This window comes from Burkholderia sp. S-53 (assembly GCF_025560745.1).
Classification (GTDB): domain Bacteria; phylum Pseudomonadota; class Gammaproteobacteria; order Burkholderiales; family Burkholderiaceae; genus Burkholderia; species Burkholderia pyrrocinia.
The window spans coordinates 2,023,360-2,049,799 of record NZ_CP090484.1 but is presented as its reverse complement, the minus strand read 5'-3'; the positions used below and the strand labels follow the sequence as shown (position 1 = coordinate 2,049,799).

General features: G+C 64.6%; 27 protein-coding genes and 1 pseudogene. 15 read left to right on the top strand and 13 right to left on the bottom strand.

From position 1 onward, the window contains the following. Positions 1-126 precede the first annotated feature (126 nt). The 3 genes from LXM88_RS31375 to atsR are packed head-to-tail and all read left to right on the top strand — an operon-like array spanning position 127 to position 3,367. Positions 127-999, top strand: a complete 873-nt coding sequence (locus LXM88_RS31375) for a response regulator (RefSeq protein ID WP_262543315.1) — start codon at positions 127-129, stop codon at positions 997-999. Positions 1,000-1,041: 42 nt separating this feature from the next. Next, the gene (locus tag LXM88_RS31370; protein ID WP_262543314.1) at positions 1,042-1,545 is read left to right on the top strand and encodes a molybdopterin-dependent oxidoreductase; all 504 of its coding nucleotides are present in this window, start codon (positions 1,042-1,044) and stop codon (positions 1,543-1,545) included. Position 1,546: 1 nt separating this feature from the next. Continuing rightward, the gene (gene atsR / locus LXM88_RS31365) at positions 1,547-3,367 is read left to right on the top strand and encodes a hybrid sensor histidine kinase/response regulator AtsR (RefSeq protein ID WP_262543313.1); all 1,821 of its coding nucleotides are present in this window, start codon (positions 1,547-1,549) and stop codon (positions 3,365-3,367) included. 78 nt (positions 3,368-3,445) lie between these two features. Here the strand turns inward: atsR and LXM88_RS31360 are convergent, their stop codons facing one another. Continuing rightward, positions 3,446-3,865, bottom strand: coding sequence for a secondary thiamine-phosphate synthase enzyme YjbQ (locus LXM88_RS31360; RefSeq protein WP_262543312.1), 420 nt, complete (start codon positions 3,863-3,865; stop codon positions 3,446-3,448). Between the two features lie 10 nt (positions 3,866-3,875). Beyond that, the gene (locus tag LXM88_RS31355; protein ID WP_262543311.1) at positions 3,876-4,202 is read right to left on the bottom strand and encodes a thioredoxin family protein; all 327 of its coding nucleotides are present in this window, start codon (positions 4,200-4,202) and stop codon (positions 3,876-3,878) included. A gap of 297 nt (positions 4,203-4,499) precedes the next feature. Between LXM88_RS31355 and LXM88_RS31350 the strand changes: the two genes are divergently transcribed. The 3 genes from LXM88_RS31350 to LXM88_RS31340 all read left to right on the top strand — a co-directional run bounded on the left by LXM88_RS31350 (position 4,500) and on the right by LXM88_RS31340 (position 7,985). Continuing rightward, positions 4,500-5,708: an RNA-guided endonuclease InsQ/TnpB family protein gene (locus tag LXM88_RS31350; protein WP_262543309.1), complete on the top strand. Its 1,209-nt coding sequence runs from the start codon at positions 4,500-4,502 to the stop codon at positions 5,706-5,708. Positions 5,709-5,811: 103 nt separating this feature from the next. Beyond that, positions 5,812-6,144 carry a DUF2322 family protein gene (locus tag LXM88_RS31345; protein WP_175978054.1) on the top strand — a complete coding sequence of 111 codons (333 nt, stop codon included), beginning with the start codon at positions 5,812-5,814 and terminating at the stop codon, positions 6,142-6,144. A 761-nt stretch (positions 6,145-6,905) separates the two neighbouring features. Further along, a complete protein-coding gene (locus LXM88_RS31340) occupies positions 6,906-7,985 on the top strand; it encodes a beta family protein (protein WP_262543308.1) in 1,080 nt (359 codons plus the stop codon). An 11-nt stretch (positions 7,986-7,996) separates the two neighbouring features. Here the strand turns inward: LXM88_RS31340 and LXM88_RS31335 are convergent, their stop codons facing one another. Further along, positions 7,997-8,662, bottom strand: coding sequence for a sce7726 family protein (locus LXM88_RS31335; protein WP_262543306.1), 666 nt, complete (start codon positions 8,660-8,662; stop codon positions 7,997-7,999). A gap of 265 nt (positions 8,663-8,927) precedes the next feature. On the opposite strand from LXM88_RS31335, the gene LXM88_RS31330 reads away from it, so the two are divergent. From LXM88_RS31330 to LXM88_RS31315, 4 genes and pseudogenes are all read left to right on the top strand, one after another. Continuing rightward, a complete protein-coding gene (locus LXM88_RS31330) occupies positions 8,928-9,794 on the top strand; it encodes a PASTA domain-containing protein (RefSeq protein WP_262543305.1) in 867 nt (288 codons plus the stop codon). A 210-nt stretch (positions 9,795-10,004) separates the two neighbouring features. Continuing rightward, positions 10,005-10,637, top strand: coding sequence for a LysE family translocator (locus tag LXM88_RS31325; protein ID WP_262543304.1), 633 nt, complete (start codon positions 10,005-10,007; stop codon positions 10,635-10,637). 215 nt (positions 10,638-10,852) lie between these two features. After that, positions 10,853-11,110: pseudogene (locus tag LXM88_RS37135) on the top strand (type II toxin-antitoxin system RelE/ParE family toxin); the annotation flags it as partial. Between the two features lie 70 nt (positions 11,111-11,180). Continuing rightward, a complete protein-coding gene (locus LXM88_RS31315) occupies positions 11,181-11,468 on the top strand; it encodes a helix-turn-helix domain-containing protein (RefSeq protein WP_262543303.1) in 288 nt (95 codons plus the stop codon). A gap of 1 nt (position 11,469) precedes the next feature. Here the strand turns inward: LXM88_RS31315 and LXM88_RS31310 are convergent, their stop codons facing one another. Then, on the bottom strand, positions 11,470-12,243 hold the full coding sequence (locus tag LXM88_RS31310) for a YebB family permuted papain-like enzyme (protein WP_262543302.1): 774 nt from the start codon (positions 12,241-12,243) through the stop codon (positions 11,470-11,472). On the opposite strand from LXM88_RS31310, the gene LXM88_RS31305 reads away from it, so the two are divergent. Next, positions 12,142-12,378 (top strand): hypothetical protein, encoded by a 237-nt coding sequence (locus tag LXM88_RS31305; protein ID WP_262547117.1) that lies wholly within the window; start codon positions 12,142-12,144, stop codon positions 12,376-12,378. The two genes, LXM88_RS31310 and LXM88_RS31305, sit on opposite strands and share 102 nt — an antisense overlap. A gap of 24 nt (positions 12,379-12,402) precedes the next feature. Here the strand turns inward: LXM88_RS31305 and LXM88_RS31300 are convergent, their stop codons facing one another. Together LXM88_RS31300 and LXM88_RS31295 are read right to left on the bottom strand one after the other, a co-directional pair. Beyond that, the gene (locus LXM88_RS31300) at positions 12,403-12,972 is read right to left on the bottom strand and encodes a hypothetical protein (RefSeq protein ID WP_262543301.1); all 570 of its coding nucleotides are present in this window, start codon (positions 12,970-12,972) and stop codon (positions 12,403-12,405) included. A 219-nt stretch (positions 12,973-13,191) separates the two neighbouring features. Continuing rightward, the gene (locus LXM88_RS31295) at positions 13,192-13,650 is read right to left on the bottom strand and encodes an Lrp/AsnC family transcriptional regulator (RefSeq protein ID WP_006749370.1); all 459 of its coding nucleotides are present in this window, start codon (positions 13,648-13,650) and stop codon (positions 13,192-13,194) included. Between the two features lie 125 nt (positions 13,651-13,775). Here LXM88_RS31295 and LXM88_RS31290 point away from each other — a divergent pair, with 125 nt between their 5' ends. The 3 genes from LXM88_RS31290 to surE all read left to right on the top strand — a co-directional run bounded on the left by LXM88_RS31290 (position 13,776) and on the right by surE (position 15,762). Beyond that, positions 13,776-14,510 (top strand): AzlC family ABC transporter permease, encoded by a 735-nt coding sequence (locus LXM88_RS31290; protein ID WP_262543298.1) that lies wholly within the window; start codon positions 13,776-13,778, stop codon positions 14,508-14,510. After that, positions 14,503-14,811 carry an AzlD family protein gene (locus tag LXM88_RS31285; RefSeq protein WP_031397330.1) on the top strand — a complete coding sequence of 103 codons (309 nt, stop codon included), beginning with the start codon at positions 14,503-14,505 and terminating at the stop codon, positions 14,809-14,811. Before LXM88_RS31290 ends, LXM88_RS31285 begins: the two co-directional genes overlap by 8 nt. Positions 14,812-14,982: 171 nt before the next feature. Then, positions 14,983-15,762, top strand: coding sequence for a 5'/3'-nucleotidase SurE (surE, locus tag LXM88_RS31280; RefSeq protein ID WP_262543297.1), 780 nt, complete (start codon positions 14,983-14,985; stop codon positions 15,760-15,762). 171 nt (positions 15,763-15,933) lie between these two features. Here surE and LXM88_RS31275 read toward each other — a convergent pair whose 3' ends face one another. Genes LXM88_RS31275 through LXM88_RS31265 form a run of 3 tightly spaced genes read right to left on the bottom strand, consistent with a single transcriptional unit; the run spans position 15,934 to position 18,171 of the window. Further along, positions 15,934-16,755, bottom strand: a complete 822-nt coding sequence (locus tag LXM88_RS31275) for an SDR family NAD(P)-dependent oxidoreductase (RefSeq protein ID WP_262543296.1) — start codon at positions 16,753-16,755, stop codon at positions 15,934-15,936. Between the two features lie 14 nt (positions 16,756-16,769). After that, entirely contained in the window at positions 16,770-18,011 is a 1,242-nt protein-coding gene (locus LXM88_RS31270) for an MFS transporter (protein WP_262543295.1), read from the bottom strand. A gap of 4 nt (positions 18,012-18,015) precedes the next feature. Further along, positions 18,016-18,171 (bottom strand): hypothetical protein, encoded by a 156-nt coding sequence (locus LXM88_RS31265; protein WP_262543294.1) that lies wholly within the window; start codon positions 18,169-18,171, stop codon positions 18,016-18,018. Positions 18,172-18,243: 72 nt separating this feature from the next. Between LXM88_RS31265 and LXM88_RS31260 the strand changes: the two genes are divergently transcribed. Further along, the gene (locus tag LXM88_RS31260; RefSeq protein ID WP_262543293.1) at positions 18,244-18,918 is read left to right on the top strand and encodes an ArsR/SmtB family transcription factor; all 675 of its coding nucleotides are present in this window, start codon (positions 18,244-18,246) and stop codon (positions 18,916-18,918) included. 55 nt (positions 18,919-18,973) lie between these two features. Here the strand turns inward: LXM88_RS31260 and LXM88_RS31255 are convergent, their stop codons facing one another. From LXM88_RS31255 to LXM88_RS31240, 4 genes are all read right to left on the bottom strand, one after another. Continuing rightward, complete coding sequence (locus LXM88_RS31255) at positions 18,974-21,643, bottom strand: GH92 family glycosyl hydrolase (RefSeq protein ID WP_262543292.1); 2,670 nt, start codon at positions 21,641-21,643, stop codon at positions 18,974-18,976. Positions 21,644-21,730: 87 nt separating this feature from the next. Continuing rightward, entirely contained in the window at positions 21,731-24,208 is a 2,478-nt protein-coding gene (locus LXM88_RS31250) for a GH92 family glycosyl hydrolase (protein WP_262543291.1), read from the bottom strand. A gap of 433 nt (positions 24,209-24,641) precedes the next feature. Next, positions 24,642-25,676 (bottom strand): nucleotidyl transferase AbiEii/AbiGii toxin family protein, encoded by a 1,035-nt coding sequence (locus LXM88_RS31245; RefSeq protein WP_262543290.1) that lies wholly within the window; start codon positions 25,674-25,676, stop codon positions 24,642-24,644. Continuing rightward, positions 25,673-26,386, bottom strand: a complete 714-nt coding sequence (locus LXM88_RS31240) for a DUF6088 family protein (RefSeq protein ID WP_262543289.1) — start codon at positions 26,384-26,386, stop codon at positions 25,673-25,675. The genes LXM88_RS31245 and LXM88_RS31240 overlap by 4 nt, the downstream gene beginning before the upstream one ends. Positions 26,387-26,440 lie beyond the last annotated feature (54 nt).

Here is a 26,440-nt window from a genome sequence, read left to right as displayed (position 1 = left end):
GACGTGGTGAGCAATAATAATGGAGAAAAATGGCATGTCAAGGTCCTTCGCTTTTTCGAAGTTTGCGTGACGCGTCACCTTTGATATGCTCGTCCTCGCCCAAAACCCCCTGGAGACCCCATCGAGATGTCCAACAGCGAGCAGGCCAACGTCGATCTGATCACCGCCAACAAGGTGCGCGACCTCCTGAACCGGAACGGCATCCCGCCGCGCAGTCACAACACGACGATCGCGAATGTGCTTGGCCTCAGTTTCTCGGTCGTCACGCGCAAGATGAAAGGCCTGATCCCGTGGAACCTGTCGCAGTTGCAGGACATCGCGACGCACTTCGGCGTGCCGCCCGCGATCCTGCTCGACGACAAGGGCGCGCAGCCGGCCGCCGCCGAGATGGTCGACGCGACGCTCGTGATCGAATCGCGGCGCTTTCGCTGCCGCGCTGCGATCTCGGCGAAAGCGAGCAGCCAGATCGAAACGGATTTCGTCGCGCTGCAGTGGCAAGGCGAATGGATTGTTACGGAACGTCAACATGCCCGTGAAGGGCGCACGTATCCGGTCGACGTCGTCGAGTTGCGCTCGACCCAGCCGAACGTGTATGCGGCGCGGATCGCCGTGGTCGACGATTCGCAGGACGTCGCCGAAACGGTATGTGAATATTTCATCGAAAAAGGCGTGAACGCGATCCCGTACTTCGACGGCGCGACGTTCCGCAAGGCGCTGGAGGTCGAGGATTTCGACGGCTACATCCTCGACTGGATGCTGGGCGACCAGACGGCCGCCGAGCTCGTGCGCGGCATCCGTTCGAGCGAGAATAGCGGCGCGCCGATCTTCCTGCTGACCGGCAAGATCTCGACCGGCGAAGCCAGCGAGGACGAAATCGCGCACATCGTGTCGCACTACAACGCGCGCTGCGAAGAGAAGCCGGTGCGCCTGCCGATCCTGTTCGCCGAAGTGGCGCGCGAACTGAAGATCACGCTGCCGGCCGTGGCCGCCGCGAACTGAGACCACAACGACACATCACAACTACACGACCGAGGGAAACACATGCGAGTTTCGACCATCTGGACCAAGAGCCTGCTGACCGCCTGCCTGCTCGGCATGGCCGCCGCGGCATGGGCCGCTTCGTCGTTTACGTTCACCGTCGACGGCAAGATCGACAAGAGCAACCAGCAGGGCAAGACGGCGTATGTGTTTTCCGAGCAAGCGCTGATGGCGCTGCCGCAGCACACGATCGTCACGTCGACGAGCTGGACGCCGAAGGCGACCTTCACCGGCCCGCGCCTGTCCGACGTGCTGAAGATCGTCGGCGCGCACGGCACGCAGATCGAGTTCCGCTGCATCGACGAATACACGTTCACGATCCCCGTGTCCGACGCCAACCGGTACGGCGTGATCCTCGCGCGAACGATGAACGGCAGGGTGCTCGGCAACGACAACTACGGCCCGCTGTGGATCATGTATCCGCGCGACCAGTATCCCGACGAGCTGAAGACGCCGCTCGGCGAAGCGAAGTTCGCATGGCAGATCATCGGCCTGACCGTGAAGTGAAATGACGCGGCGGCGGCGGAAAAACAGAAAGATCATCCTGGTCCTCGGGTCGCTGTGGATCGCGGGATTCGCCGCGTGGGCGTTCCTGCTGTGGGACCTGCTGGCGACATCGGTCAACGAGGGCGTGCTCGAAGGGCCGCGCGAAGGCGTGTTCTGGACGGCCGCGCAATACCGGAACGTCTATACGCGGTTCGACCGGCAACTGATCCTCTATGCGACGCACGAGGACGACGACTTCGATCACGTGCAGATGCAGCTCGACAGCCTGTCGGTGTCGTTCGGGTTCCTGCAGCGGCCGTCCGAAGTGTCCCAATACTGGCTGCGGATCCCGCGCGCGCGCAACGAGATCGACGCGCTCGGTGAATTCATGGCGCGCCTGAAGCGCGACGTGCCGCTGCTGCGCAACTCGCCGAAGCACGCGCAGCAGGTGATCGACGACGTCAATGCGTACTGGCCGAAGGTCAACGGCCTCGCGAACTACTTCCGCGCGATCGAGATGGCGCAGCGCGATTTCACGTTCCATCAGCTGAAGGAAAAGCAGCGCGCGATCCTGATCCTCGGCATCGTGCTCGGCGTGATCCTGTGTGCACTGTTCCTGCTGCTGTTCTATACGATGCGCACGCGCGACGACCTGCTCGAACGGCAGGACGCGGCGCTCGATGCGGAGCGCAAGGCGTCCGATCGCGCGTTCGAGATGATCGAGGCGAAGAACGCGTTCCTCGGGATGGTCAGCCACGAGCTGCGCACGCCGCTGCAGGCGATCTGCGGGTCGATCGAGATCCTGCTCGCGCGCCCGCAATCCGACGCGAACCTGAAGACGATCCGGCGGCTGCAGAATTCCGCGCTGTCGCTCGAAGCGCTCGTCAAGGACCTGACCGACTACATCAAGCTGCGCTCGACGAAACGCCTCGCCGAACTGGACACCGTCGGCATCGCGCCGCTGCTCGCCGAGGTGATCGAACCGCTGCGCGAGAAGATCGCGGCCAAGCGGATCGCGGTCACGCAGCAGGTCGAGCCGCACGACCTCGCGATCCGCTCGGACCGCAAGCTGCTGCGGCAGGTGCTGTCGAACCTGATCGAGAATTCCGTCAAGTACACGCTCGGCGGGTCGATCGGCGTGTCGATCACGCTCGTCGACGCGCCAGCCGGCCAGCAATTGAAGATCGCCGTGCGCGACACCGGCGCCGGCATCGCGAAACAGCATCTGTCGAAAATCTTCGAGCCGTTCTATCGTGCGAACGACGCGGTCGGGCTGCACGTGGACGGGATCGGCATGGGGCTCGCCGTCGTGCGCGAAATCGTCACGACGCTGCGCGGGCATGTGGACGTGCGCAGTGTGGTCGGCGAAGGCAGCGAATTCGTCGTGACGCTGCCGGCCGAGGTGCCCGATACCGCGCTGGCCGGCAATGCGGCCGGCGACACGCCCGCCCTGCCGCACGCGATCGCGCACCGCGACCGGCGCGCGCTGGTGGTCGACGACAACGACAACGCGCGCGAAACGCTCGGCGCGATGCTGTCGGCGCTCGGCATCGATGCCGATCTGTGCGGCACCGGGCAGGAAGGCGTCGCGCGCTTCAGCGCGAGCCGCTACGACATCGTGGTGCTCGATCTCGAACTGCCGGACCTGAGCGGCTTCGAAGTCGCACGGCGCATTCGCGCGGTCGCGCAGCCCGACGACGACGGCCGGCATCCGGCAATCCTCGGCGTCAGCGCGTATGAATCGACCGCGCTGCGCGAGAACAAGCAGGTATTCGACGAATTCCTGCCGAAGCCCGTCCACCTGCGTGAGCTCGGCGCGCTCGTCGAGAAGCTGCTCGCCTGAGACGGCGCACCCGGCGTCGCATGCCGGCGCTACGTCACGCGTTACCGCCGGGTCACGCGTTGCCGCCCATGTTCCCGTTCATTCGCCGATCAGATGCAACACGATGTCGCGCCGGTGCGCCGCGCGACGATGCTCGAACAGGTAGATCCCCTGCCAGGTGCCGAGCACCATGCGCCCGTGCTCGACCGGAATCGACAGCTGCACCTGCGTGAGTGCGGTGCGCAGGTGTGCGGGCATGTCGTCCGCGCCTTCGGTGTCGTGCTCGTAGCGCGTGGCGTCCTCGGGCGCGAGCGTCGCGAAGTAGCGTTCGAGATCGCGCCGCACGGACGGATCGGCGTTCTCCTGGATCAGCAGCGACGCCGACGTATGACGGCAGAACACCGTGAGCAGCCCGGTGCGGATCGCCTGCTGGTCGACGAACGCACGCACCTGCGGCGTGAATTCGATGAGGCCGCTGCCGCGCGTGTCGACGCCGATGTGCGTGATGGCCTGTTGCATCGCCATGACCTCAGGCCAGCGCCGCGAAACCGTCGGCTTCGATCTGCTTCGCGTCGGCGGGGCGCACGACGCGTGCGACTTCGACGCCGTCGCGCAGGAACACGAGCGTCGGCCACAGCTTCACGCGGAACGAGCGGCCGAGCGGGCGGCCCGGGCCGTCCTCGATCTTCAGGTGGCGCACGGCGGGATGCGCGGCGAACGACGCGACGATCGCGGGCTGCGCGCTCGCGCAGATGCCGCACCAGTTCGTGCCGAATTCGATGACGGTGGCGCCGCCCAGTGCGTCGACTTCCGCGCGCGTCGGCGCGTTGGCGGTGTAGCGTTGCTCGGTGTCCATCGGGCCCTCGTGTGCATTTGCGAAACAGGGCCGCGCGTGCGCGCGTGGCGCGGCAGGCGCGGCCGGTGATTGCCTACTGTAGCGGAAAAGCGCGCGCGCTGCCGGCGGGGTCGTGCCGGCACGGAAACGATCGTCGAGCAAATGGACACGACATAGACAAGTGCGGCACAGCGGTCAGTTTCGCCGCTGTGCATTCGAGCACCAGACTCATCAGTTGCGCCCTTACTCCCTTCCATTCATTGCGAGAGGGAAAGGAATGCCGTTGACAGACAGCATTCCGGCGTTAGAGTGATCAGCATGATCCTTGTCTACCGATACCGCGTGAAGTCGCTCAATGGCCTGCTTAACAAGCAGAGCCGTGCGGTGAATTACGTCTGGAACTTCTGCAATGACACGCAGAAGCACGCGCTCAAGTGGAGCAAGAAGTGGCCGACGGGTTTCGACCTGAACGTGCTGACAACTGGCAGCAGCAAGGAACTCGGCATCCATTCCGGGACGGTTAACGCAACCTGCGAGCAATACGCGAAGTCGCGCGGCCAATGCCGACGCCCTTACCTGCGCTATCGCGGCAGGAAGTCTCTTGGCTGGGTGCCTCTGAAAGGTCGGGACCTGAAGCGTGAACGTGATGCGTTTCGCTTTGCCGGCAATACGTTCCGCGTGTTCAACAGTCGGCCACTTCCCGAAGGGAAAATCAAGGACGGAACCTGCTTCGCGCAGGATGCGCGCGGCAACTGGTTCCTCAACGTCGTGATCGAGATGCCCGATGTGCCGGCGCGCCCGATCCGTTCCGGTGTCGGTATCGATCTTGGCCTGAAAGACTTCGCCACACTTTCGACCGGTCAGAAGCTACCCAACGACCGGTTCGGTCGGCTGGCGGCGGACAAGCTTGCGAAAGCCCAACGGGCGCGGAAACACAAGCGGCATATCGCGAAGCTGCACGCCAAGGTAGCGAATGCCCGGGCAGATTTCCAGCACAAGCTCGCACTCGATCTGGTGCGACGTTTCGATTACATCGTGGTCGGCAATGTGTCGGCCGCGAAACTCGCCAGAACCAGGATGGCGAAAAGCGTCTACGACGCATCCTGGTCGTCCTTCCGAAACAAGCTCCGTTACAAGGCGATGGCGCACGGAGCCACGTTCGAGGAAGTGGACGAAAGCGGTTCTACCCAGTCCTGTTCGGCGTGCGGGTCGAAAGACAGCACGACGCGGCCGAAAGGTATCGCGGGACTTCGAATAAGAGAGTGGGCCTGCAGTGGCTGTGGTGTCTTGCATGATCGTGATATCAACGCCGCGTTGAACATTCTCCGATGCGGACGTGCATCGCCAGTCGTGGGAATTCCCCGCCTTCAGGCTGGGGAGGACGTCAAGAGTTTCCAGAGGTTCTACGGACTCGCGCCGCGGCAGGTGCACGCATCGCGGCTCGCCGAGATTCCCGAGCGCGCGTATCGCAGCCCGGACATCGAGCGCTCGAGGGATGCTGGCGTGCCGGCCTCCGCCGGGCGGTGATGCGGCAGTGATGCGGCGCGCCGGCCGGGGCGCCGAAGCCGATCGGATAAGATACGGCCGGCCACGCTCTTTGGCCCATGACCGAACCGACGGAGTGTTTTCAGTGATTCAACCGACCCAAGTATTCAAGGACAACCTCGCGCAACTGCCGGCCATCGACGGCATCGCGCGCATCGATCTCGTCGGCGCGAACGGCGACGTGGTCGCGACGATCGAGAACCAGCCGGGCAAGCAGGGCTCGCTCGCGGTGTACCACTACCTGAAGCAGGCGTTCGGCACGCTCGACGCGAAGGCTGCCGAGCACGGCCTCGCGGTGTTCGCCGAGCACACGGCCGACGCGCGCAACCGTCCGGGCGCGCATCCGAACGTCGACCGGCTGCTGGCGATCGTCGCCGGCGGCGACGCGCTGCGGATCGACGTCGTCGCGAAGGGCTGAGCGAGAACGGGCGCGATCCGTCAGGTACGCCTCGACACTCGTGCCCGCATCGCTTGCCACGATTGGTTTGCCCAACCGTCTTCGAACCGAGCCACCGCTCATCGTTCACACGCACATCGACCATGGCACAAGAACGCCATACATCGATCGACGTGTTCTGCACAATAAGAAACGGCAAATCCGCTACGTATCGCCCACATCGGACAACCGAACCTGAGCCGGGTTTCGACGCGCCCCTCGATGCACTCGACACGCAATTGACAGCACTTCAGGATTGATTGTCCGGCACGAAATATGCGATCCGCCACCACTTCGAGAAGATGCCGAGACAGGCAAGGCCTAAAGAAGCCCTGCCGACATTTATTGGGCACTTTGTAACGCTCTCTAAACATCCGCATCAGCACGGCACTTGCTCACCATTACACCGAGCAACACCGTCAGTCGCAGCATTTGCGCGCCCCCCAGTCGAATAAAAAAATCTCGAAATTAACGCCGATCACATGATGACGCATCAATCGCGGCGTCAAACCACTCCCTCGTGATAACGTGGTGCGGCACCACTTCACACACGACATTCGACATCGAAAAAGTGGGCCGCGAAAGCGCATCAGAGAGAATCCAGAAAAGATCAACGGGCATCACGGCATGTTCGATGGCTTGTTCGGATTGCTGGTTGGTGCGCGATACAGCGAGACAAGCGTCACGATTCCATCAGATTCACATCGAAATCACGACAGTGGCATACACGAGTGCCAATAAAGATGATCCAGATTGATTTTGGCAGATTCAATTATTATCCGACACTACGAACTCGAGTCGCGGAGCTGAAAGGGTTGGCGAAGCTGGACAATGATCGAAAGGAAAAAATCCTCCCGTTGATTACGCTGGGGAAATGGCCGCGATCGGAGGAATTTTCCCGCTCCGCCGAGAAAGCAGCCGAGGCCATGGGAGACAGAAATTACATCCTCGATTTGCCCATCGATGCGCGCCACCATACCGAATCGAGTAGAACGTTGACGCGCTCCGACAATGCATTCGGGGCGTGGCGCGCGTTTATCGATACGCAACCTCTGGCGGTGCCGACGATTCAGTTTGGTGACCATGCGCCGCAACGGGACATCATCCAGCAGGCTCGCCACTTCGAACGCACGCGAGGCAAAGTCGCTTTCCGCATCCGGGATTTCAATGCGGAGACTCAACTCGTTGTCGCAGCATTGAGCAGCCTGGACGACATCAACAACGCCATCGTGTTTGTCGACACGCAATACATTCGCCCGGCCGTCAGTGCTTATGAAGCTGCGGCAACAGCAACGATCAATACCATTCGCGAACAGCATCCTGCGTCTTACATCTCGGTGCTGGCAAGTAGCTTTCCCGCGTCCCCCACTACGTTCGCCGACTCCAGCCAACAGCGCGGACGCATCGACGTCCTGGAGAGAACATTCCATCAATCGCTTGGCGGTTCCCCAGTCAGCACGTATGGAGACTATGGCTCGATTCATGCGGTCGTCTACGATGATCAGCCGATCATGCGATGGTCACCGCGAATCGATTACCCGCTGGAACTCGAATGGTATTTCGAACGGCGTCCGGGAACGCAGGACGCAACTCGAGGCTATGTCGAAAGCGCCGATGCGATTTTGAGCACGATGCCCGAGATCGGAGCATCCGAAGTTTGGGGCGACCGAATGATCATTGAGGCAGCAGCCGGAAGGCCTCACGGCGCGGCGCCACAATCGTGGATTGCGGTGCGTGTCAACCTTCATCTCACCAGACAGATCGACTTCTCGGAGCGTATCGCCAACGATACGGACGACGACTACGACGATCAGCCCGAATAATCAGGCGCGAATCAGGCACGCCGAGGAAGGGCTGGCGTGCCTGGAACAATACCGCAACGAGCAATGAACGATTCGACTTGGCGACGATGCGCATCGAGCGGGTTTTCGTTCGACAGCCCCGCCCCCCGCTGCTCCAGGCGCTTGGAAATAACACGCTTGCGTCGTTTGATGTAATTCAAGACATCTGCCCGCAAATCGGACAACGCGAGCTGTCGAGCCTGCTCAACCAAATCGGCTCGCAAGCCATCGGGGCGAATCCCGTGTCGCTTGAGAACATTTCTCAGCTCAGTCACCGGGAGATAGCTCAACCATATTATTTTGTTGAAGATCTCGGCGTGAACTGCACTCCTGACTTCGACGAATTTACCATCGGCCACCTCCCAAACGCCGACCTCGGTTGGCACTCGCGCCAGCACCTTGGCAGTGTGCTTCGGAGTGCAAACAATCGTCACCGATTCAAAGTATTTCGTGAACGTGTCAATTTGACCGTCCAACCGGGACAGGTCATCGCTATCGCTCTTGATTTCGAAGGCAGAAAGCCTGCCGTTAGCGAGAACCAGATCGGCCCTGCGACCAAAGTCGGCCACGCACAATTCGGAAATCAATGCAGCCCCCTTGGCAAGGCCTGCAACGCGCAGGTGCTTGCCAAGAAGCTTCCGAATCTGGCTCTCGTTCAACAGTGTGCTCATACTTGAATGTTACAGTAGCGAATTCGCGTAGTCAGCAGTTTTGACGGACTACAAGGTGCGTGGCGACTATTCGATGCCGTTCGACAAAGTATCGCACGCAGGAACGCTGAAAAGTCGAAGACTTCAGCGCCGCCGTGACAACGTTGAAGCCGTCAGGATCGGAGATCGTGGCCTCGGCCTCTCTCGGGAGCGGCACATGCTTGTTCAGGGGCGCGTAACCCTCATCACACTCGCTCCTTCAAGGTCCTTCCGCTTGTTCCACCTTCCTGCTCACCTGCCTCTCATCCGCCGCATCGCATCGATCGCCGCACTCGCCTGCGCCGCCCTCGGCGGCACGGCATCGGCCGAACCGCTACACACCGCGTCCGATATCGCGGGCGCGTCGCTGGTGCCGCTCGGTGTGCTGCCGCGCTCGCCGGAGAACGGTTCGCTCGACGATTTCTGCGCGCAATACCGCGTGAAGAAAACGACTACGGCAGCCGGCCGCGACGTCGCGAAGCGCGACTGGATCGTGACGTCCGAAGCGCCGCTCGGCCGCTACACGGTCGTCACGTTCGCGAGCGGATTCAAGCCCGGCACGAGTGCGATCTGTTTCGCACGCAACGGCAACATCGGCGTGTTCGACGGCACGACACTCGTCGCGCTCGGCTATACGTCGCGCACGGCAGGCTGGCAGCTCGGCTCGGCCGACCCGCTGGAAAGCGGCGCGCTGCTGATCTGGGGCGGCGACGGCCCGGCGCCGCCCGTCGGTGAGTTGCGCGAAGAGAACGGCGGCCTGCGCCTGACCCGCGTCGCCGCCGAACGCACCGACTGCCACGGCCGCGCGGTCGTGCCCAACGTCTACGGCAAGCCGCTCGACGCGGCGCGCAAGATCCTGATCGCGCATGGCTGGCAACCGCTGCGTCCGCGTGAAAAACCGGACGCGATGGACGGTGCGGCCACGCTCGCGAAGCACGGCATCATCGAAGCCGAAGCATGTTCGGGCACCGGCATGGGGTATTGCGCGCTGCGCTACCGGAACACGGCCGGCGTGCTCGGCGTGACGACCGCCGGCGGCGAGCCGGACAAGCCGTCGGAGAACACCGTGATCGACTATCAGGTCGCGTGTCGCAAGCCCTGACCGGTGCGCCTGCCGCGCGCGCATGACGCCGCACCTGCGTGCGCCGTCGAGTCCGCGGCGGGCCGCGTCATCGTGTCGAAGGCGGGACGCATGTATCGGCGCCTGGTGTCGCCACAGCGCCAGATCATCGTCCATGCGCTCGATTGACCGGCTTCGACCCGCCTCTTAAACTGACGTCCCTTTCGCGTCGCTCCGACGAAAGGGACTTCCATGATCGACCTCTCCACGCTCGCGCTGTTTTCCGGCGCGTGTCTCGCGCTGACCGCCACGCCGGGCCCCGACATGCTGTTGATCGCGTCCCGCAGCGTGAGCCAGGGCCGGCGCGCGGGCTTCGCGACGCTCGCGGGCATTCAGGCCGGCACGTACTGTCATGCGCTGGCCGCCGCGCTCGGGCTGTCGCAGCTCTTTCTGGCCGTGCCGATCGCCTACGACGCCGTGCGCTTCGCGGGCGCTGCGTATCTGCTGTATTTCGCATGGAAGACGTTCCGTTCGGATGCGACCGCGCTGTCGCCCGTCGCATCGCAGCATCGCCACACGACCGCGACGATCTTCCGTCAGGGCCTGACGACGAACCTGCTGAATCCGAAAATGGCGCTGTTCGTGCTCGCGCTGTTCCCGCAGTTCGTGCGGCCCGAGCACGGTTCGATCGCCGTGCAAATCCTCGTGCTCGCGACGGTGCTGAACCTGATCGGGATCGTCGTGAATGGCGCGGTCATTCTTTCCGCGAGCCGGCTGAGCCAGCGGATCAGCGCGCGCCGCCGCCCGTCGAAGCTGCCGCAATATCTGCTCGGCACGGTGTTCGTCGGACTCGCCGCGCGGCTCGCGGTGGCGGGACGGAACTGATCCCGCGTCCTACCGAATCACACGGGCACGACCGTTATCCATTCGGCTGACTGGTCGAATTCAGGCCGCCGACAAACAATCCGGCTCGCACATCAGCAACGAAGCAGCAGAGAAGCGCACGAGCGTTTCTCCGCTGCTTCCGTGCATCCGGCGAGCCGCCCTCACGACGTACGCGACGGCGCTCCTTCTTGCAAGGAAATAACATATTTGTTACTATGCGAACCGTCGCGTATGAAATCCATTTCTTCAGCGAGCAAGTCGAAGCCGGCATATTTGCGTTGCCGAAAACACTGACCGCCAGGTTCTTCGCACTCGCCGATCGCATGGAGCAGTACGGCCCGAACCTGGGCGAACCTCACACCAGGCCGATGGGCGACGGTTTGTATGAAATGCGCTTGAATGGCCTCGAAGGTATCGCCCGAGTGTTTTACTGCGCGGTCGTCAACCGGCGGATCGTCATGCTTCACTGCTTCGTGAAGAAGACGCAGAAAACGCCGCAGAAAGAACTGGACACCGCGCGCCGCCGGTTGAAGGAGATTCGATATGGCAACCTATATGGCACTGCGCGAACGCGCACTGGCCGACCCGGTAGTACGCGCCGAATACGACCGGCTGAACCGCGAGGAATTCGCGTTGCTCGACGCGATGCTGGCCGCCCGGCACGCCGCCGGTCTGTCGCAAGCCGATGTGGCGGAGCGCATGGGCACGAAGGCACCCGCCGTCACGCGGCTCGAACGCGCGCTCGCGACGGGCCAGCACTCGCCGTCGATCGATACGCTGCGCAAGTACGCCGCCGCGTGCGGCAAGAAACTCGTGATCTCGTTCGCCTGAGTCACACCAGGGTCCGAACCTGCGTGAAGCCGCCAGTGCCTCCAGCGACTGACGGCCCGCCTGCCCCGCCTCCCGCCTGATCCCCGCCCGCGCACGCATCGTCGGCGCGATCGCGCGTATCCACCACCACGCGCAAATCCCGGCTGTCCATCAGACTCGCCGGCGTCACCGTGCGCCGCCGCCACGGAATCCGGCCGAAATACCAGATCTTCCAGAAGCCGAGCGGATGATCGGGATTCCGGCGCAGCAGCGTGTCGAAGGTCTCGACGTCGCCGAGTGCGATCCGCGTCGCATCGCGTACGACTTCGCGCACGAAACGCGAGCAGAACTGCCGGCGCGACGCGAGATTGAAACCCGTGTCGTACACCACGCCGATCCGGCGCATCGCCGCGTCGACGAGCCGGTGCCGCTGCGCGGCATCGAGCGGCTGCTTCAGGCGCGCGATCACGCATGCGCCGCGATCCGAGCGTGCGAGAAACCGCGACATTGTCGTGACGCGCGACAGCGGAAACGTGCTCTCCGCCACGAGCACCTCGCCGCCGCGCTCGCCGACGACGATCCCGACGTGATTCGTCCACGAGCGCGTCGCGCTCGCCACTTCGAGAAACGGCCTCACGGTCACGCGGATGAACACGATGTCGCCGATCTCCGCTTCGGCGGGTAACGACACTTCATGCGTATCGACAGAATCGGCGGAATCGACGGTAAAGAGGCGCCGCCGGCCAACACCGAGCGGGCGGCTCATCAGCGGCTGGCAACCGGTATTGACGGACATCGGGACCTCGCGCGAGTGAACATGCGGGACAGCATGTCAGCCGCAGCCGCGCCGCGCATCCGCCGCAAACGTGAGGGTGAGAATCCGCGCCGCCGGGTGGCGGATTTCGATACCGGCGTGAGGCGTGAGGCGTGAGGCGCGCGGCGCGATGCCGAGCGGTCAGCGCGTCGCGCCCAGCGCCACGCGCAGCCGTTCCATCAGGTGCGTGTAATGCCGCAGCACGTCGTCCTTGGGCACGACATTCGCGGTCGAGAAACGGTCGGACCACGCCGGCTTCCACGCATACGAGCCATGTACGCTGCGGTCGCCATCGGGCGCCTGGATGAGCGAGCGGATCCGCGCGTCGCGGCCCGGGCCCGTGTGCATGTCGAACAGCGCGTGGATGTATGTGTGATACGCGTCGTACACGTCGTCGTCGAACAGGTAGCGGTAGATGTGAAACGTGCGGTCGAGGTCGCGCTTCGCGCGGATCACGTCGTCCGGCGAGATGTCCTTCCAGTAGCCGATCCACGTGTAGAAGCACAGCAGCCCATTGAGCTGCGGCGCAACCGCGTCGTACAGCGCGAGGCGCTTTTCGATCAGCCGCTGGTTGGTCCACTGCACGAGTTCGAGCCGCTTCAGCCGGCGCGCGACGAGCCAGCCGAGACACGCGACCGACAACGGCGTCAGCACGCCGAGCACGAGCTTGACGATTTCCAGCGAATTCCACGGCGTGTTGAATGGCTGCATGAGTGGCCCGACAAGAAGGAATGCATTCGCGCCGGCGCATGACCCGGCGCGCAGCGCCGCCTGCCCGATCGCGTCGACATTGACCGTTAGTTGCTTGCGCATCGACCGTCGCACGACGGCACGGGCGATACGGACGAAGCGGCATGTCCCGCCAGTTTATCGGGTGATTGTCGCCGCGCCGTGACCGTTCGCCGACTCGCCGCCACGCGCCCGCAAACGCTAGGTCGGCAATGCCGACGTGAGCTTGACCTTCTGCATCGGAATGTCGGTCTTCACGCTCAGCACGCCGGGAATGCGCGTGAGGGTTTCCATCTGGAAGCGACGGTAGTCGTCGATGTCAGCGGCGACGACGCGCAGCAGGAAATCGCAGTCGCCCGCCATCAGGTGGCATTCGACGACTTCCGGCATCTGCTGGACGGCATCGGCGAAACGGTTCACCGATTCCGCGTCCTGCCCCTTCAGCCACACGCGCGTGAAGATCGTCAGCCCCTTGCCGACCTTCGCAGGATTCAGCACCGCCACGTATTTCTCGATCACGCCGGCTTCCTCGAGAAGCCGCACGCGTCGCAGGCACGGCGACGGCGACAGCCCGACCTCGTGCGCAAGCTCCACGTTCTGCATGCGGCCGTCGCGCTGGAGCGCGCTCAGGATCCGGCGATCGATGGCGTCAAGTTTCATTTGGCATCCGATTCCAATAAATTCGCGAATCACGCGTTCAATGCCAAATTCTCATAAAAATCTGGCCACAACGCAACCCGATTCGAGTCAAAAAAGCAGACAATCCCTCCCCCGAAGGAGGAGTAATGAGCAGTAGCGTTTCAACGTCGTCCGGGCTTCGCGACAAGCCCGCCTATGTCGCCGAGATGGGCCGCGGGTTGCGCGCGGCGCTGCCCGTCATGCTGGGTTTCGTGCCGTTCGCGCTCGTGCTGGGCGCGCAGGCCGCGCAAAAAGGGCTGAGCCTGTTCGAGGTGCCGATGATGACGGGCCTGAACTTCGGCGGCGGCTCCGAATTCGCGGCGATCCACCTGTGGACCTCGCCGCCGCACATCGCGCTGATCGTCGCGATGTCGTTCCTCGTGAATTCGCGCCACATCCTGATGGGCGCGGCGTTCGAGCCGTATATCCGGCGCCTGCCGCGCCGCCGCGCGTTCATCGCGCTGTTCTTCATGTGCGACGAGAGCTGGGCGATGTCGCTCGCCGACGCGCGCTCGCGCTCGGCCACGCACATCAGCATCCCCTATTACGCGGGCATCTGCGTCGGGCTCTACCTGACGTGGATCTCGATGACCACGCTCGGCGCGGCGGTCGGCCCGACGATCGGCAACGTCGAGCAGTACGGCTTCGACATGGCGTTCACAGCCGTATTCCTGGTGCTGCTGCGCGGGATGTGGAAGGGCATGCGCGCGAGCCGCCCGTGGTTCGTGAGCCTCGTCGTCGCGGCGGCCACGCACCTGGCCGTGCCCGGCGCATGGTACGTCGCGGCCGGCGCATGCGCCGGGCTGATCGCCGCGCTGCTGTGGGAGCCGCGCGATGCCTGAGCTTCCGGATTTCAGCACCGTCGCGACGATCGTGCTGATGGCGTCGACGACCTACCTGTCGCGCATCCTCGGCTACGTGCTGCTGCGCAACCGCACGCTCAGCCCGCGGATGGCATCGGTGATGGAGAACGTACCCGGCTGCGTGCTGATTTCGGTGATCGCGCCGGCCTTCGTGTCGACGCGCCCCGCCGACCTGCTCGCGCTCGCCGTCACGCTGATCGCGGCGACACGCCTGTCGATCCTGCCGACCGTCATCGTCGGCGTCGCGTCGGCCGGCCTGCTGCGGCACCTGCTTGGATAAGCGAATCCGCTCCGCCTCACGAGCGGCACAGCCATCGACGAACGGGCGCGCAATGCGCCCGTTTTCACGTCTGCATCGATGGCGCGACACGACGATTTCCGCACCGCGGTGCTAGCCTTGTGGCTTGCGCTGCACTCCCCTCCCATCGCCATCTCCGCGAGGATCGTCCCGATGCCAGAAACCCGCCCGCTGTTCGACCGTGTCCTGCTGACCAACGACGACGGATTCGACGCCCCCGGCCTTGAAGTGCTCGAACAGGTCGCCATGCAACTGGCACGCGAAGTGTGGATCGTCGCGCCGGCGGAAGACCAGAGCGGCACGTCGCATTCGCTGAGCCTGCACGAACCGCTGCGCGTGCATCGCAAAGGCGAACGACGCTTCGCGGTGCGCGGCACGCCCGGCGATTGCGTCGCGATCGCGGTCAGCCACCTGATGAAGGAAACGCGGCCCGACGTCGTGCTGTCCGGCGTGAATCGCGGCGCGAACCTCGGCACCGAAACGGTGTTTTCCGGCACGGTCGGCGCCGCGATGACGAGCATGCTGGTCGGCGTGCCGGCCGTCGCGCTGAGCCAGGCGTTCACCGATCGCAACGCGGTGCCGTGGAATACGGCGCTTGCGCATGCGCCCGAGGTCATTCGCCGGCTGGTCGCCGCCGGCTGGGCCAGCGACGCGTGCCTCAACGTGAACTTCCCCGCCCGCCCCGCGCAGGACGTGCGCGGGCTGAAGGTGACGAACCAGGGCGCGGGCACGCTGCAGGGCATCGAGATCGTGTCGGGCCGCGACCCGCGCGAGATCGACTATCACTGGCTGAAGCTGGCCCGTGCGCCGCGTGAGGACGACCCGGATTCGGAAACGGTCGCGCTCGGCGAAGGCTATGTCGCCATCACGCCGCTGAAGTTCGAACGCACGCACGACGGCGCGCTCGCACGGCTGCGGACGAGCCTCGGCTGATCGGGTTGGCCGGGTTGGCCGGGTTGGCCGGGCCGGCCGCATCGGCCGCGTTGGCCGGGCAGCGGCTTCGGCGCTTGCGAGAGATGCCTGCGCGAGGCGGCCGGTTGCCCGGTTGCCCGGTTGCCCGGTCGCGTCGGCGCGCAACGTCGCCCGCGTGGTCGCCCCGCTGCGTCACGTCAGGTTCAAGCCCCCGTCGAGCATCACGATCTCACCCGTCACGTAATCGGACGCGACGAGCATCGCGACCGTCTGCGCGATGTCGTCCGGCGTCGCCGCACGGCGCATCGGCGCGCGTTCGCGCCAGAGTTGCTGCGCTTCGGTCCAGTCGGCGGTCAGCGGCGTATCGACCAACCCCGGCGCCACCGCATTGACGCGAATCGCCGGCGCGAGCGTACGCGCCAGCAATCGCGTCGTGTGATTGAGCGCGGCCTTCGCGGCCGCATACGGAATCGACGCGCCCTTCGGCCGCACCCCCGCATGCGAGCTGACGTTCACGACGCACCCGGCCCGCCCGTGCGACGCCGCTTCGAGCAGCGCGGCCTGCGCTTCGGCGACGAGCCGGAACGGCGCGATCACGTTGATCTCGTGCATCTCGCGCCACACGTCGGGCGTCGCCGCGGCGAGATCGTCGTGCGGAATCACGCGGCTGATCCCCGCATTGTTGACGAGCACGTCGAGCCGCCCGTGCACGGCGAGGGCGTCGCGGATCAGCCGCACGCGCTCGGCGTCGTCGGCGAGATCGGCCTGCACGTAAGCCGCGCCGAGTTCGCGCGCCATCGCACGGCCGGTCTCGGCCGAATTGCGCGAATGCAGGATCACCGCGTAGCCGTCCGCCGCCAGGCGTCGCGCGATGGCCGCGCCGATCCCCGACGTCGAGCCGGTGACGAGCGCGACGGGCCGATGCAGACGCGACGCGCGCGGCTCGGCGGCGGCTTCGGTTTCAGATGAGGTTTCGGCAATCGGGGCATGCAGCGGCGGGAGCGGCGCGTCCATATCGGGGAACCCAGTCAGTGGCGTTCCCGCATCATAAGCGCGACGACGCAGCCGGACGCAAACGTGACGGCGGCCACCGCGAGGATCGCCGCGGCGAAGCCGAAGCGGTCGGCCATCAAGCCGGCCGACAGCGCGCCGATCGCATAACCGAGATCGCGCCAGAACCGGTACACGCTCAGCGAACGCGCGCGCCAGCCGGGCTCGGACGCATCGGACACGGCCGCGATCAGGCTCGGGTAGACCATCGCCGTGCCGAGGCCGAGCAACACGCTCGCGACGAGCCACCAGCGGAACTGCCCCGTCAGCGCGGTCAGCGCGAGCCCGGCCGCCTGCACCCACATCCCGGCGACGATCAGCCCCTTGCGCCCCCACCGGTCGCTCAGCGGGCCGGTGACGATCTGGCAGCTTCCCCACACGACCGGATACACGGCCTTCAGGATGCCGATCCGCTCGATGCCGAGCCCGAGCGTCGTGAAGAACAGCGGGAAGATGCCCCAGCTCATCCCGTCGTTGAGGTTGTTGATCATGCCGGCCTGCGACGCCGCGAACAGGTTGCGGTCGCGAAACGACGTCAGCATGAACACGTCGCGGAACGACAGCGCGGACGCGCCGGCCGGCCCGCCGCTTTCGAGCCGCACATGCGCGCGCGTATCGCGCACGACGAGGATCGACAGCAGCAGGCCCGCGATTGCGTAGAACACGCCGAGATAGATCGGCATCGGCCGCAGCCCGTAGCGGCTCGCCAGATAACCGGTCAGGAACGCGGTCACGCCCACCGCGAAATAGCCGGCGAATTCGTTCAGGCCGACCGCGAGCCCGCGGCTCTTCGGCCCGACGAGGTCGACCTTCATGATCACCGTCATCGACCACGCGAACCCCTGGCTCAGCCCGAGCAGCACGTTCGCGGCGACCACCCACTCCCAGTCCGGCGCCGCGATGATCATGAACGGTACGGGCAGGCCGAGCAGCCAGCCGGCGACCAGCACGCGCTTGCGCCCCCACGTGTCGGCGAGCTGGCCCGACACGAGATTCGCGAACGCCTTGACCAGCCCGAAGCTGACGATGAACGACGTGATCAGCGCGGTCGATTCGAGATGGAACTGCTCCGAGCCGATCAGCGGCACGACCGTGCGCTCGATGCCGACCATCCCGCCGACGAATGCGTTGACCAGCACGAGCAGCGCGAACTGCCGCCAGTTCTCGCGCAGGCCGAGCCTGATCGCGCGCCCGCCGCGCGCCGCCGCCAGATTCGCCATCGCGTCAGCCTCCCGCCACACGGCGCCCCGCGTTGGCCGCGCGCAGGGAGTCGTCGGGCAAGTCGGCCGGATCGACGACCGCGCCGGCCGCCTTGCCGCCGCAGCCGAACCGGTATGAAATGCGTCCCGTATCGGGAGGCAGGAATGGTCTGAGGATCATCGGATTGCCCCGGTCCCGCGGATGCGGTAACATTCAATTAATTTGACGAATGATTGACCAAGGAGAGGCCACGTGTCAAGCACGGGACCCAAGCAAGCGATCTATGCGAGCCTCGCCGAGGTCGCGCAGGCGATCGGCCACCCGAACCGGCTCGAATTGCTGGAGCACCTCGGGCAGCGCGAGCGGTCGGTCGAGGAACTGACGGCGCTGTCGGGGATGACGTTCGCGAACACGTCGCGGCACCTGCAGATCCTGCGGCGCGCACGCGTCGTCGATACCGAGCGGCGCGGCAAGCACATCGTGTATCGCCTCGCCGGCGACAGCGAGGTCGTCGTGCTGATGAAGGCGCTCGGCCGCGTCGGCGAGCGCAACGTCGCCGAGGTCAACCAGGTGCTCGGCGATTACTTCCACGCGCGCGATGCGCTGGAGCCGGTGTCGCGCGACGAACTGGCGACGCGGCTGGCCGACGGGCTCGTCACGCTGCTGGACGTGCGTCCGCACGACGAATTCGCGCTCGGGCACCTGCCCGGCGCGGTGAACATGCCGTTGAGCGAGCTCGAAGCGCGCATCGGCGAGTTGCCTGCCGACACGGAGATCGTCGCGTATTGCCGTGGCCCTTACTGCGTGTTCGCGTTCGAGGCCGTCGCCGCATTGCGCGCGCGCGGTTTCAAGGCCGCGCGGCTGGAAGACGGGTTTCCGGAGTGGAAGGCGGCCGGCCTCGCGGTCGAGACCGACGCTACGGCATAAACGGGTGCGGCCCGCGTCGAAGCGGGCCGCTTGCTGCTCCTGCGGTTGCCAGCCGCTACTTGCCGGCCAGCGCGACCGACGGCGCGAGCGCGCTGTTCGGATCCTGCCCGTTCCACTGGCTGACCCACGCATCGTTCGGTGTCGAGCCCATCAAGAAGTCGAGCGTGCCGCCGGCCTTCATCTCGTCGTATGTGATGTACGGCCGGTGCAGCGGCGTGCCGTTCAGGCTCACCGATTGAACGTAGCGATTGACCGCCGACGGCGCGCCGCCCCCGGCCGTATGCGCGGTCACCTTGAAGCGCCGCATCGCGCCGAACTTCAACGCGCCGCTTGCCCCGCCTCCCGACGCAACCGGGATGTCGATCGTCGCTTCCTCGAACAGCGGCGTACCGAGGTAAAACACGCCGCCCACCGGGTTCAGCGAATAGATGCCGAGCGCCGACAGCACGTACCACGCCGACAACTGGCCGCAATCGTCGTTGCCGGGAATCGCCGAGTTCCGCACCCGTCGCGGATCGGCCAGCGCGGCCTTCAGGCTGTCGCCGCTCAGCAATGCACGGTCGCCCGCCGTCAGCGTCAACGAGTACATGTCGTCCATCACCGAGCGGACGCGATCCTGCGTCTTCGACGGCATCCCCGCGACGTCGTACAGGTACGGCAGGTGGTTCGCCGGTTCGTTCCCGGCGAAGAACTGGCCGCTGCGCCCGGTCAGGTCCGGAAAGCCCTGGTTATTGAGGAAGGTCAGCGGATTGGCCGGATCGAACGTCCGGTCGAGCTGCGCGATGAACTGGCTGTTCCCGCCGAGCAGCGCAACGAGCCCCGGGAAGTCGTGGAAGATGTTCCACGTATCGACCCACGAATTCGATTCGGAGAAGTCCGTCTTCTCGGCGGCCGTCGGATCGAAGCCCGGCACCCAGTTGCCCTGCGAGTCCTTCGGCTGCGCAAACTTCCAGCCGTTGCTCGGAACCGGGTTGAACACGTTCCGGTAGTTCCGGCTGCGTTGCAGGTAAGGCCGGTAGTCGGCCGCGCTCTTGCCGGCCGCCTTGCCGACCGCGGCCGTCGCCCAGTCGTCGAACGAGTAGTCCTGCGTCGTCGACACGGACGCGTTGTCGCCGGCGAACACGTAGCCGCTCTGACGATACTGGTCGAAGCCGTGCGCACTCGCGCCTTGCGTGGTCGTCAACGCGGTCCAGATGTCGTCGATGCCCGCGCTCGTCAGATGCTTCAGATACGCATCCGCGATCAACGGGATCGACGGATGGCCGGCCATCGTGAAGGTTTCCGTTTGCGCGAGCGGCCACACCGGCAGTTCGCCCTTGCCGTTCTGCCTGAACTGCGTGAGCAGCGACTTGACCCAGCCGTCGACGCGCTCGGGCTGCACCAGCGTCATCAACGGCGATTCGGCGCGGAAGGTGTCCCACAGCGAGAACGTCGACGAATAGTCGAAACCCGGATTCGCGTGCTTGCTCGTCGTCGGCGGCGACGTCGTGGCGTCGTTGGTCGAATCGGTGCCGACGTAGCTGCCGTCCGCATTGTTGTAGACCGTCGGCGCAAGCATCGTGCGGTACAGCGACGTGTAGAACATCGTCCGCTGGTCGGCGCTGCCGCCCTTGATCCGGATCCGGTCGAGCGCGGCGCTCCACACGCGCTCGGCCGAACCGCGCACCTGGTCGAACGACCTCGCGCCGACTTCCGACGCGAGATTGGCCTGCGCATCCGCGATGCTCGACGGCGAGATGCCGACCTTCACCGTGACCGGGCCGCCGCCATCGTTCCCGTTGGCCGTGAACGTCAGGTACGCGTTGAACCCGTCCGCGCTGAACGCGACGTTCTTCGTATCGAACGGTTTCGAGAAACGCGCGACGAAATACGTCGGCTTGTTGTTCGCCCAGTTGTTGGTGAACTCCCAGCCGGCGATGGTCTGCGCGTCGACGACCTGGATCTTGCCGCTGGCGGTCGTGCCGCCGATCGGGTTGTCGATGCTCACGATCATGCTGCGCTTCTGCGTCGCCGCGCTCGGGAAATACGTATAGCGGTGCACGCCCGCATGCGTGGTCGCCGTCATCTCCGCGAGGATCTTCGCGCCCTGCACGTTCCACGGCGTGTTGCCGGTGCCTTGCGGCGACATCCGCACGCGGTAGTAGCCGGGGCTCGCACTCTCGTCGTCGTGGCTGAACGATGCGTTGTAGGTGATCGACGAATCGGCGGCGACCTTCGCCAGCGTCGCGTTGTCGACCGGCGCGAGCGTCGGCAGGAACCGCACTTCGCCGCCCGAGCCGATACCGGTACCCGACAGGTGCGTATGCGTGAAGCCGGTGATCAACGGATCGTCGTACTGATAGCCCGACGTGCGATCCCAGTTCCACGGCAGCGTGTGCGCGCCGCCGGTCGTGTCCGGCCCGAGCTGCACCATCCCGAACGGCACGGTCGCGCCCGGGTACACGTGGCCGTGGCCGCGCGCGCCGCTGCTCCAGTCCGCGTTGATGTCGAGATTCGCAGTGCCGATCATCGGATCGACGCTGCGCAGGATCGACCTTCCGCGCGCATCCGCCTGCTCGCCCTGATCGTTCCGGTCGCCTTGATCGTTCTGATCGCCCTGCGACGATCCCGATCCGACCGCGTTCGACATCTGCGCGAGCACGCTCGCATCCGTCGAAGCCTGATCGCCCCCGCAACCCGACAGCACGGCAAGGCACCCGATACCCACCACGTGACGTAGCTTCATTCGTTCGTCCCTCCCCCTGTTCGCCAGAACCGCTCGTTGAACTTCCTCCGTCTGCAACATGTACGGTTGTGTTTCGCCGCTCGCGACTTACGGCGCGCCGGCCGCCTGCGGGAACGACGGCATCGCCGAAGCATCGGTGCCCCACGTCGCGGCGCTCGCGTCCGCCGTCATCGAATACGACAGCGTGCCGCCCTTCGCGATCTTGTCGAGCGGCAGCCATGCGGCCGGCCACGACTCGCCGTTCAGTCGCAGCGACTTCACGTAGAACGACGCGTTGTCGGCGGAGCCCGCGCCCGGCGCTGCGATCCGCAGCAGGCGGTAGCTGCCGTCCATCTGCCCGACACGCACGTCGATCTTCTCGAACTGCGGGCTCGACACTGCGACGCCGCTCACGCCGGGCACGACCGGGTAGAGACCCAGCGCGGCCCACACGTACCAGCCCGAGATCGCGCCGAGATCGTCGTTGCCGGGCAGCCCCGCCGCGCCGGTGCCGAACTCGTTCGCGAGCGACGCGTGCAGCACGCGTTGCGTATGCGACGGTGCGCCGGCCCACGCATAGACCCACGGCACGGCCATCGTCACTTCGTTGCCGACGTAGAAATACGGCTGCACGGTGCCGATGTTCAGGTGCGTGAAGAACGTGTCGAGCCGGTTGACGACCGACGCGGCGCCGCCCGCCTGCGCAACCACGCCGGCGAGATCGTGCGGCACGTACCACGTGTACTGCTCCGAGTTGCCTTCCATGAAACCCGAGCCGTCGGTGACCCACGCGCCCGCCGACGTCTTCGGCTGGATCGCGTTCCTGTCGAACAGGTTCTGCCAGTTGCCGCTCGATTTGAGCAGCGTGCCTGCCGTCGCCGTATCGCCGAGCGCCGTCGCGAAGCGCGACACCGCGAAATCGCGCAGCGCGTATTCGAGCGTGTTCGATGCGGTCTGGTTGTCGCCCGATCCCGACGACGGCACGTAGCCGAGCCGGTCGTAATCCGCGCGGCTGCCCATCACCGGCGTGCCGGCGCACGCAGCGCCCGGCGCGGTGCTGCTCTTCATGATCGACAGCGCGCGCTGCGTATCGAAGTTCGTCGCGCCGAACGCATACGCGTTCGCAGCGATGATCGAGCCCGCATCGCCGGGCATCACGGCCGTCTCCGTATTGAAGTACGCCCAGCGCGGGAACGCGCCGCATGCGGTCCCATCCAGCACGAGCGACTGCACGATGTCGCTGGTGCGCACCGGATCGAGCAGCGCCTGCAACTGAATGAACGAACGGTCGATGTCCCAACCGGAGAAGTTCGCGTACATCGTGCGGCCTGTTTCGACCTGACGCGTCGGCGCGGTCGATGCGCCGTTCGACGCGTAGAAGTCCGGATACTGGCCGTTCACGTCGTTGAACACGTTCGGATGCAGCGACGCGTGATACAGCGCGGTGTAGAACTTCGTCTTGTCGGCGTCGCTGCCGCCCTTCACCTGGATCGCGTTCAGGCGCGCGTTCCACGCAGCGCTCGCCGCGTTCCGCACCTTGTCGAATTGCCAGCCAGCGCGGCCATGTGCATCACTGCCCGGGTTTTCCGCGTCGAGGTTCGCCTTCGCGTTCGCTTCGCTGACGAACGAGATGCCGAGCTTCATCATCACGGCCGGGTGCTGCTTGTCGACCGCGAACGTGACGGCGATCGGACTGTTGGCGGCCAGCGACGGCTTCGCCGCGAACGGCTGGCTGAACTCCGCGTAGTAGTACAGCGGCACCGCATGCCCGGCCCAGCAGAAGCCGCTGCCCGCGATCGTGCCCGACAGCGCGCGATCGCCGACCTGCTTCACCGTGTCCGCGGTCGTACCCTGCGAGCGGTTGTTCTGCACGGTCGGATCGATTGCGATGGTCGCCTGCTGGCCCTGCGCGAGCGCCGGGTACGTGAAGCGTGCGAAACCGGTGCGTAGCGTGGTCGTCAGTTCGGCCTTGATGCCGTTGCCGAGCGTGACACCGTAATAGCCGGCCTGCACAGTTTCGTTCGCGTGGCTGAAGCTGGCCGGCGCGCCGGCGTCGCCGGGCGCAAGCTGCGGCATCACGTTCAGGTAACCGCCATTCGCCCAGCAGCCGGTGCCGCTCAGGTGCAGCACGCTGAATGCATTGATCGACGTGTCGCCGTACCAGTAGCCGCCGGAGAAGCCGGAACCGTCGCCTTTGCGCGAGTCGTATTGCGCGGTCGGCGTCATCGGGCTCCATTGCATCATCCCGAACGGCACCGTCGGCCCCGGGAACGTGCCGCCGCCCAGACCCGAACCGACCGGATCGGCCGGCTGGTCGGTGGCGTAATCGGTGCCGATCAACGGATCGACGTACTGGACGACGCGGATGTCGGCGTTCTGCCTCGACACTGCGTTGCCGTTCTCGTTGCCGTTCTCGTTACCGTTGCTGTTGTCGTTGCCGCCGTTGCCGTTTTCATTGCCCTGCGCGTGCGCAGCGACCGACAGGTTTGCAGCCGTCGCCGACGGTGAATCGCCATCGCCGCCGCACGACGTCACGGCAACGCACAGCGCCAGCAGCGCCGTTCCCAACCCCCAGTTCCTCGACATGCCCTGTCTCCGTATCGTTCTTGAATCAAGCTATTGTTTCGAACTACTGAGCTTTCAATCAGGAATCTTTTCGTGACTTGTCGCGTGCCCGGTCAATCGGTCGAAAATCCCGGACGCAGGTACTTGTTTCCGCATTCGGTTGCCTGGAGAAATACGCGCCGGCATGTCGAAATACCGGCGCCCAGGAACGAACAATGGGCACAAGCGTGCCCAAATAAACGCGATTTCTCTACCCCGTGTTTTTACGAATTTTTATTTTGTTTATCTAAACAAAATATCGTTATACCTGTTTTTACCTGATGTTTATGCTTTCACGCAGGATGCCAAAGTGATTGCGGCTGACACTACAGTTTGGCAACCGAGCGATGAAGCAAATGCCAGCGAACCACGTCGCCATCTGCACTGCCTCCGAAGTCGACTCACGTCCCGCGGATCAGACATTGATCGTTGCCTCCGCACGCTCCACGCTCGCCAACACATCGGCCAAAGCAGGGACCTCATGGAAGATCATTCCCGTCATGGCGACGTAGTCACGCCGCAAAGCATCGAGCATCCCGGCAGACGGCATCAGAGTGAACGTGCCGTGACGGGCAATGTCGAGCCGCAGATCGGGGCTGCCGAAGAAAAGACGGGCATGACGAGCACCGTCTTCGGCAAGCTCGATATTTGCCATCCATTGCGACGAATCCGGACTGCGGAGCAGCTGGTGAATATCGTAGTAGTGCCGAGAAACCCGCTGACCGCCGTGGCGCAATTCTCCGCGTTGCTCGAACCATTGCCGCAGACCATGAAGGATCACGATTTTGTCCCAAAAGGTGCGTTCAGGCTGAACAGTTATAACGTTCGTCACGCGCAAATCGATATGCGGCAAATCGTCTGCAACGTAGGGTTTGATGATTGCCATTGCGTGCGGGTCCAACGCCGACTTTGCGCCGGACTCGATCTTGACGGCAGACCGGATGTACTCGTCTTGTCGAGCTGTCGCCGTGGGATACCAGAAAAGCAGGCTCTGCCCGTCCGCATCGTCCGGATCGGACTCCAGCGTGAAGCCCTGGGATATAAGCCGTGTCGCGCAGGCGTGCAACCCTGCGTTGAAATCTCCTTGGATAAAGGCCTGGCAAGCTTCACGTATCGCGTCGAGTCGGATGCGGCGCTGCTTTCCGCTCAGGGCTTCAATATCCGCCGGCTCGACATGCTGCCCGAGATCGCCCCGAAATACCGTGATGTCAATGTCTTCCGAAAAGCGGGAGATCAGACCGAATCCCTTGGACAAGGATGTACCGCCCTTGAACAGGAGACGCGGGCCGCCTGAAGGCAGCCCGTTGAACAATGCATCCAGGACCCAACATACCCAGAAGTCTTTCTCGACGTTCTGCACACCCGTGCCCAGACGCGTTGCTGTGCCGATGAACAAATCGCGACGATCGGCGTCACTGGCCGCGATGATTTCCCGATAGGCTTCGTTCATCGAGGACCTCCACCCGCATCCGGCAGCACCGTCTTTTTACTCGGTTCGTCAGAAACACTGTGCAAGGGCGAGTCGGCGAACCCCTGGTCAAAAGGCGGAACCGAGCGCAAAAATTCCTGCATCCATGTCGGCAAATGCGCAAAGCCCTGAGCGAGGTCATGGGCAATGACTCGCCCATGTTTTGGATCTGCGAGGACGGACCTGAGTCGGGCACGGACCCTGTCTCCGTCGCCCGGCAACGTGTCCTTGAGCCAGTGAAGCGCCTGCACGACGCGCATGGCGGGTCGCCCGGCCCAGAAAAGGCGACTGGGGGCTGTCTGCTTAAAATCGATTCGCAGTTCGTCCAGTTGAACAGCGCGCCGGCGCGCGTCAGTATGGATAGTCACTCGCGCAGGAACCCCATCCGTCAGCCCAAGATCGTTGGCGGCCGTCATGCCGTCGACCAACAGACGCAGTTGATCGCGGCGGGCGATTGCGTCGAGCACGGCGCGATAATCAGGGGTCGTCGGCCGTTTGGTCAGCCGATTGACGACCGGGAGGTCGTATAGTCCCCGATCGATGCGGCGCAGGGTTCCGCTGGCGACAAGACGTTGCAATGTCTTGTCTATCACGTCGCGCGATCCGAGATGCGCAAAATCGGCTGGCACCCAGACAGCGCCAGGTTCCGCTTCGCGAACGAGCATGACGATGCGGGTACTAATGTCTGACATGCAAAATCTCCTTGTCCGAAATTTGTATACATTTTTCGGACAAAGGTCAAGCGG